Raw genomic sequence first — 7,414 nt, forward strand, 5'->3', positions numbered from 1 at the left:
GCCACCGGTGGCTCGCCGGGGTGCTCGGAGCCTCGTACGCGCTCTGCGGCTGGTCGGTCCTGGAGGCCACGTACAACACGATGTGGCTCGACGGGCTCGTCGCCTTCCCTCTTCTCTGCCTGGTCGGCGAGTGGGCGCGGACCAGGCGTCACCCGGTCCTTGCGCCCCTGGTCGTCGCCCTCGCCTGGACTGCGAACTTCTACACCGCGTACATGGCCACCATCGGCGCCGCACTGGTGCTCGTGGTGCGGCTGCTGCTGGAGGAGCCGGAGGTACGAGAGCGAGTGGGCGGACTCCTGCGCGCCGCCCGCTCCGTGGCGATCGGCATCGCGCTCGCCGCCCCTCTCCTCTTCACCGTCTATCTCGGGACGAAGAACGCCTTCCCCGGCCGGACCACGGAGTTCCGCCCCGCCGGCCTGCCCGACTTCCTCGCCCGGCTGCTCCCGGCCACGTACAGCTTCGGCACCCCCGCCCTCTTCCTCGGCTCCGGCGCCCTCCTCCTCGCCTGCACCCTGCCCTTCCACCGCCCGGCGCCCGCCCGCGAGCGGTGGGCCTGGCCCGCGCTCGCCCTGCTCGTCGCGCTCTCCCTGCAGTGGAAGCCGACCCATCTGATGTGGCACGCCTTCGTCACCCCCAACGGCAGCCCCTACCGCGAGACCTTCGTCCTCGGCGGTGTCCTGGTGATCGCCGCCTGGAGCTGTCTGTCGTACGGACTGCCGGGGCGGCGCGCGCTGCTCGGCGGCTGCGGGGTGCTGGTACTGGCGGGCGCCGGGGCCGCCTTCAGCGAGGGGCTCGTCTCGCACTGGACGTATCCGGTCTTCGTCGCCGGGCTCGTGGCCTCGGCGGCCGGGCTGCTGATCGGCCGCCACCGCGGGTTCGGCCGGATCGCCGCGCTGCTGCTCGTGGCGGCCCTGGTCGGTCAGGCCGCGGTGACCGTGGCGTACGGGGACCGGGCGCGGGTCCAGCGGCTCGACGACTACCCGGTCTGGGGCGACGACCATACGGCGCGCGCGGCGGCGGTCTCGGGCGCGGACGGCTGGCCCGGCTACCGTACGGACCCGGGACGCACTCAACTCACGGGAAACGACCCCCTGTTGATCGGCGGCCAGGGCGCCGCGTACTACAGCAGCCTCACCCCTGACGTCCTCACCAGGACCATGGAGTCGCTCGGCGGTGGCTGGACCTCGCGCGGGCGCAATCTGCAGAGTCTCGACAACCCGGTCACGGACGCGCTCTTCGACATCGGCGCGCGGGCGCACTGGGTGAAGGGCGGGGAGACGACGGTGAGCAGGGAGACGGTCCCGCCGCTGGTGACCGTACGGCCGCCGGGGTCGCGGCCCCGCTTCGACGGCTCCCCCTTCCGCAACCAGGAGGCGCTGCTCGGCTCCAGGGTCTACACCCAGGTCGGCCACGGAACGAAGTGCCCGGCCGGCACCGAGGTCTTCTTCTGGGCGCCGGACTACTTCGGCGAGGCGAGCCTCGGCGCGAACCCGGTCCTCGGAAAGAACGCGGCCCAGATGCGCGGCGGCCGCCCCGCCCGCCGCGCCGCGCTTCAGCCGCTGGGCACGGCGCCCGGCGGAGTGGCGGTGCACGGGGGGCCGCGCGACGGGCTGACCGGATGCCTGGACACCGCACGGCTCACGGCGGCCGTCGAGCGCCTCCGTACGACAGGCGCCACCTCCGTCCAGATCACGGACACCTCGATACGGGCCGAACTGCCGTCCGGGTCGCAGGGCACGGCGGTCTTCGCGATGCCGGCCATCGAGGGCTGGAGCTGCCGGGCCGGGAACGGGCCCGCCCGCCCCGCGACCGCCTATCTGGGGCTGGTCTCCGTACCCCTCGACGGATCCACCACCTCGGTCGGCTGCACGTTCCGTCCGCCGGGACTCACCGCAGGTCTGTGGGCCGGTGCGCTCGGCCTGTCCGGACTCCTCGCGACCGGGCTGCTGCCGGTCGCACTCGCCCGCCGCCGGGCGCTCACGAAGAGTTCATCCGGCTAGTGCGCACAGGTCGCCCACAGAGTGGGCACAAGGCGTACGGTCGCCGATCAGCCACCCATCGGAGCCATCAACTCCCCTTTGCCGGAAGCGATTTCACGATGTCAGCACTCATGCGTTCCCGGCTGGTCCGGCGCGCCCAGAAGGCCCTCACCGCCGACGTCCGGCGCGAGCTCACCACCCTCAAGGGCGAACTGTCCGCCGCCCAGAGCGAGCTGAAGTCCATCCGCCGCAGCAGCTATGCCCTGAAGATGCTGGTGGACTCCACCGGACGCGGAATCCACCGGATGCCCGACGCCGCACAGATGGACTCCCTCGTCACCGAGATCACGAAGGTCGTCGTCAACGAGGCCCTCGCGCGCCGCAACGCCACCGTCGCGTACCGCAATGTGGTCGCCCTGGAGGCCCTGGGCGTCGGCCGTCTCGCCGGCGGCACCTCCAACATCTGCGGGAAGCTCGCCACCATCCCGCTCCTCAAGCCGCCGAACGCCGACGTCCTGGAGATCGGCACGCTGTACGGGATGTTCTCGGCCGCGCTGAGCCGGATGCTGCACCGCTCGGGCATCGAGCCGCGCCTCACCATCGTCGACCCGCTCGCGGGATCGCAGCTGCAGCCGGGCACCGCCGCCTGGTCCGACCCGACCGGGACGCCGGTGCGCGAGGACGTCGTACGGGCCAATCTGCTGCTGGGCGGCGGCCGTCCGGGGGCGGAGGCCCGCATCCTGCAGGGCTTCTCCGGCGATGCCGAGGTACGGGCGCAGGCCGCCGACCGCGAGTACGGCGTGATCATCGTGGACGGCGACCACTCCTTCGAGGGCGTCGCGGCCGACCTGGAGTGGGTCGAGGAGATCGTCGCGCCCGGCGGCATCGTGGTACTCGACGACTGCGGGGACCCCAGCTGGGCCGGCGTCGGCGAGGCCCTGGAGAAGCACCTGGCGGGCGAGACCCGCCTGGAGAAGGTCGGCCAGGTCGCCACCTCCGCGTTCCTGCGGGCGCGCTGAACGGGCAAGCGGGGTGGGGCCGGTGGGCTCCCCGCCCCGCTCGCCCGCCCGCCGTCAGACGGTGACCGGGAGCCGCGCCGCGAGAGCCCGGCCGTCACGCTTGTACGCGGGCGGGAAGGTCAGTTTCAGACCTTGCTCCTCGCCCTGTATCGACAGCACGGTCTTGAGCCCGAGCCCCAGCAGCGCGCCGCTCAGCGGTTCGACGCTGAGCAGTTGGCGCGGCAGCGACATGAGGAGCTTGCCCGGCTTGCCCGTCGCACTGGTGGTGGCGTCGAAGAACATCAGGCGCTGATCCGTCAGCGCCATGTACATCGGGCGCGGCTGCACGACGGCGATGAGCGTGCCCGCACTGAGCACTCCCACCAGGGCGGTGGTGAGCGCCCGCCGTTTCACCGATACGGAACCGGCCTTGGCCAGTCCGGTGAACTGGATCCGCTCTCCGGGCACAAGCTGCGCGGTCGCCGCCTCGGTGACCTGGCGGGCTCGTTTGGAGTTCATCGGGGCGCCGCCTACTTCGCGACGACGGCGACGGGGGCGTCCCACGCGTCACGGTCGAGCGTGAGCGTGTATCCGCCGTGGCTCACCTTCGCGTTGACCGCGTACTGGTGGCCGCGGCGGTGTCCCGTCCAGCGCTTCGCGTCGAAGGGGAAGCCCGTGGTGGTGGAGTTGACGTTGTCGTAGCGGGCGTACCAGAGCACGTCGGGGATCTCGCTGTGGTTCGTCGTGTTGACGACGGCCTTGGCGCTGGTGGTGGAGAAGCCGTAGAAGCCGGCCCAGTAGCCCTTGGCGTGCAGGGCGTGGTCCCAGGCCTTGACGTACGCGATCACCGCGTTGTTGCAGGCGGTGTTGGTGACGTCGTACGACTCCATGTCGAGATAGAGCGCGCTGCCCGGCTTCATGTTGAGCGCGGCCGCCTTGGCGATCGCGTCGTTGCCGTCGGTGGCGCCCAGCGACGCGGCGTTGGCCGTGGTCATCTTCTCGTTGCGGGTGCCGGACTGGCACGGCGGCTGGGCGCCGACGTACAGCGGTATGAGCTTCCAGCCCACCGCGTCCACGGACTTCACCCAGGACGCGGTCAGATTGGGCTGCGCGCAGCCGCGGTTCTTGCCGCCGATGTAGACGGCGGCGCCCCGGTAGGTGGAGCTCGTGCGCCAGGCCTTCATCGCGGCCAGGGAGGGGGCGGTGCAGGTGTCGAAGGCGTTGCCGGTGAAGATCGCCGGCTTGGGGCGGGCCGCGGCCGACGTGTTGGGCAGCGTGGGGGTCGCCACGGTGGCGTACGCGGCCACCGCGCCGCCCAGCAGGACGGTCACGCCGCCGGCCGCCCAGGCGATGTAGCGGTGTCTCTTCGACATGCGGTGTTGGGACAAGGCTGCTCCAGACAGGGACATGGCACGGAATCACGCTGATGGTGCCGGTGTGGAAGTAGTGAAGAACAGGGGCGGGATGCGAACTTGAGGGCTTCTTGTACGGGCCTTTACACGCGCGCCGCGCCATCCACCGCTAAGTGCGCCGCATTTCGTGGTGCCTCTCCAGCGACCGGCGCAGCTCTACGGGGAGCGGGTGGTGCGGTCCGTACGCGCGCTCGGTGTCGTACAGAAGGGACTGCAACTGCTGCTGCGCCGTCGCGTGGTCGCCGAGCGCGAGCAGCAAGTGGCCCGCCCGGTGGCGGATTTCGAAGGCGCGTGCGGGATCGTTCCCCGTCGCGTAAGCGTTCTCGTAGTACGGGAGGATCGCTCGGTACTCGGCCAGTGCGGCCACCGCCTCGCCAAGCTGTTCCAGGCACTGGGCGGCGTCGAAGCGGAACTGCAGCGCCTGCGGGTCGGCCAGGCCCGACTCCGCCGCACGGTCCTCGGCGAGGCGGCGCAGCTCGGGCAGGGCGCGGCGGTACTGGCCGTCGTCCATGAGCGTCGCCGCGTACTGCTTGCGCAGGATGCGGACCACCGGGGACTTCTCGCCGTGTTCCTCGGCGGCGACCGGGAGGATCGAGCCGAGGATGTCCACGGCCTGGGTGATGCGGCCCTCGCCGAGCAGCTGCTTGACCTCGTCGACGGCGCCCGCGACATCGGGCCTGCCCGCATGGGGTCTCCCCTGCTCGAGCGAAGCCGAGAGCTTGGGGAAGTTCGACGGCGGCGTCGCGGGCTGTGCGGGCGGCGGTGTCGCCACGCGGTCGGGCCAGGGGGCGTGCGGGCGCAGGAAGGGGCGCGTGGGGTCGAGCGGGCCCGCAGGGCCTGTGGGGACGGCGCGTACGGGCAGCAGCGGGGCGAGGAGTTCGTACACCTCCTGGGCGGAGGCGGGCCGGTGCTGGGGGTCCTTGGAGAGCAGCCGCAGCACGAGCGCTTCCAGCGGCACGGGCACCTCGGGCCTGATCTGGCGGACCGGCTGGGGCGGCTCGTAGAGGTGGCGGTGAAGCACGCCGAGCGCCGTCGATCCCGCGAACGGCACGTCTCCGCTGAGGAGTTCGTGCAGGAGCACGCCGAGAGCGTAGAGATCGGTGTACGGACCGACCGCGCCGCCCATCGCCTGCTCGGGCGACATGTAGGCGGGGCTGCCGATCGGTGATCCTGTGTGGGTGAGGCGGGTGGTGTCGGTGTCCAGGACGGAGGCGACGCCCAGGTCGAGGACGGTGACGGTGCCGTCGGGCTTCACCATCACATTGCGGGGCTTGAGGTCGCGGTGGACGATCGGCACCGCGTGCACGGCGGAGAGCACCGCGCACAGCTGGGCGGCGATCGTGACGGCCCACGGCCAGGGGTAGGGCTCGTGCTCGGCGAGGTGGTCGGCGAGGTCGGCGCCCTCGACGTACTGCATGACGAGGTAGAGATCGTCGCTGTCGCTTCCCGCGTCATGGACGGTGACGAGGCCGGGGTGGTCGACCTGGGCGGTGACACGGCACTCGCGGACGAAGCGGCGGCGCAGCTCGTCGGCGTCGGCCGCGCCCGCGACCCGGTCGGGGCGCAGCAGTTTGACGGCGACCCGGCGGTCGAGCCGCTGGTCGTACGCCGTCCAGACCTGGCCCATACCGCCCTGGCCGATGAGGGTGGCCAGCTCGTAGCGCTCCGCGATGACGCGTCCGCCGGTCAACGGCCCTGTCCCGGGCGGTCGTCCGGCTTCTTGCGCAGGAGGTCGCTGAGCTCGTCGAGCTCGGCGCGGACCTGGTCTATTCGGGGCGGCGGCACGGGCTGCTGATGCTGGGGCGGCGGGACCGGCACGACGGGTACCTGGGTGGGCACCGTCTGCGCGTACGGCTGATACGGCCCGTACTGCCCGAGCGTCGACTTCTGGCTGAAGTGCGGTGCGGGAGCGGCCTGTGGGCGGGGGCGGTGCGGGTGCTGGATGTCCACGATCAGGAAGTACGTCGCACTGCCCACGCCCAGCAGCAGGAGCACCGCCAGCGCCGCGTCCGACCAGCCGCTCTCCTCCGGCAGTTCGCCGACGGCCGCGAAGCAGCCGATGCCGAGCACCAGGCCGACGGAGGCGAGCACCCAGTCCCACCAGCGGCGGCGCAGAGCCGCGATCCGGAAGAGCGGTACGCAGGAGAGGATCCCGATCGTCAGCAGCGCGCAGGCGGTCAGGAGCACCCGTACGAGGATGCGCACACCGCTGTTGCCGTTGTCGATGGACGGCGCCGGGCCGTACATGGCTGCTCCTGGGGACGTACCGAACGTGAGAGTTTCGAGCGTATACACCGACACTGACAGCGGTCCCAGGGTTGTACGGAACCGTTGTGCAACGCGTTACTCCGGCGTGACCGTGCCGTCCGTCAGACCGTCGTAGAGCCCCTGCACCAGCTGTTCGCCCAGCCGTCCCGCCGTCCTCAGCGCGTCCTCGAAACGGGCCAGGTCACGGAAGCGGCCGCCGTACTGCTGCTGTTCGGCGAGCGGCAGCCGCGGCAGCTGGAGGCGGCGGACGTCGAGCCGGGTGGAGGTCGACGCGTAGCTGCTGGCCTGCCGGTGGTTGGCGGTGCCGCGCAGGAATCCGGCGAGGAACCACGGGTCGAGCGCGGCGGGGTCGGGCCGCAGCAGATGCAGATTGCGGCCCAGCGCGGCGCCCGCGGTGGCCTCGTCGACGACCCGGGCCACCGATCCGCCGCCGAGCACGGGCACGACCACATCGCCCGCCTCCGTACGGACCGGATCCTCGGCGGGGCCCTCGGGCAGGGTGCCGGAAGGCCCGGTGCCCGCGAGGACGTCGTGCTCGGTGAGGACGGGACCGCCGCCGTCGGGCGACGCCCCGACTCCGCCGGCCCGCAGCAACAAGGCTCCTGCGCGGGCGAGTTCGCCGACGGTGGTGAGCGGCCTGCGTACGGGCTGCGTCGCGGGACCTGCGGGCGGCGGGGTGAGTTCGGCGGTGCGCCGCAGCGCTCGATGTCGTACGGGAGAAGCTGGCCGACACGCTGCGGCGCACCGCCGAACTCAC

6 protein-coding genes and 1 pseudogene are annotated in these 7,414 nt (G+C 72.0%); 2 read left to right on the forward strand and 5 right to left on the reverse strand.

Going from position 1 to position 7,414, the window contains the following annotated elements; genetic code table 11:
- Both J0695_RS27980 and J0695_RS27985 read left to right on the forward strand, forming a co-directional pair.
- A partial coding sequence (locus J0695_RS27980) for a YfhO family protein (RefSeq protein ID WP_206966554.1) occupies positions 1-2,000 on the forward strand: 2,000 nt, incomplete at its 5' end.
- A 110-nt stretch (positions 2,001-2,110) separates the two neighbouring features.
- Entirely contained in the window at positions 2,111-2,998 is an 888-nt protein-coding gene (locus J0695_RS27985; RefSeq protein WP_242553284.1) for a class I SAM-dependent methyltransferase, read from the forward strand.
- Between the two features lie 54 nt (positions 2,999-3,052).
- Here J0695_RS27985 and J0695_RS27990 read toward each other — a convergent pair whose 3' ends face one another.
- From J0695_RS27990 to J0695_RS28010, 5 genes and pseudogenes are all read right to left on the reverse strand, one after another.
- Positions 3,053-3,496: a hypothetical protein gene (locus tag J0695_RS27990; protein WP_206966558.1), complete on the reverse strand. Its 444-nt coding sequence runs from the start codon at positions 3,494-3,496 to the stop codon at positions 3,053-3,055.
- 11 nt (positions 3,497-3,507) lie between these two features.
- The gene (locus J0695_RS27995) at positions 3,508-4,350 is read right to left on the reverse strand and encodes a glycoside hydrolase domain-containing protein (protein WP_242553285.1); all 843 of its coding nucleotides are present in this window, start codon (positions 4,348-4,350) and stop codon (positions 3,508-3,510) included.
- A 148-nt stretch (positions 4,351-4,498) separates the two neighbouring features.
- The gene (locus tag J0695_RS28000) at positions 4,499-6,016 is read right to left on the reverse strand and encodes a serine/threonine-protein kinase (protein WP_206966563.1); all 1,518 of its coding nucleotides are present in this window, start codon (positions 6,014-6,016) and stop codon (positions 4,499-4,501) included.
- 59 nt (positions 6,017-6,075) lie between these two features.
- Entirely contained in the window at positions 6,076-6,636 is a 561-nt protein-coding gene (locus tag J0695_RS28005) for a hypothetical protein (RefSeq protein ID WP_206966561.1), read from the reverse strand.
- A gap of 96 nt (positions 6,637-6,732) precedes the next feature.
- Positions 6,733-7,356 (reverse strand): annotated as a pseudogene (locus tag J0695_RS28010) (restriction endonuclease subunit S domain-containing protein); the annotation flags it as partial.
- Between the last annotated feature and the right edge of the window lie 58 nt (positions 7,357-7,414).

The organism is Streptomyces beijiangensis (assembly GCF_017315755.1).
GTDB lineage: Bacteria > Actinomycetota > Actinomycetes > Streptomycetales > Streptomycetaceae > Streptomyces > Streptomyces beijiangensis.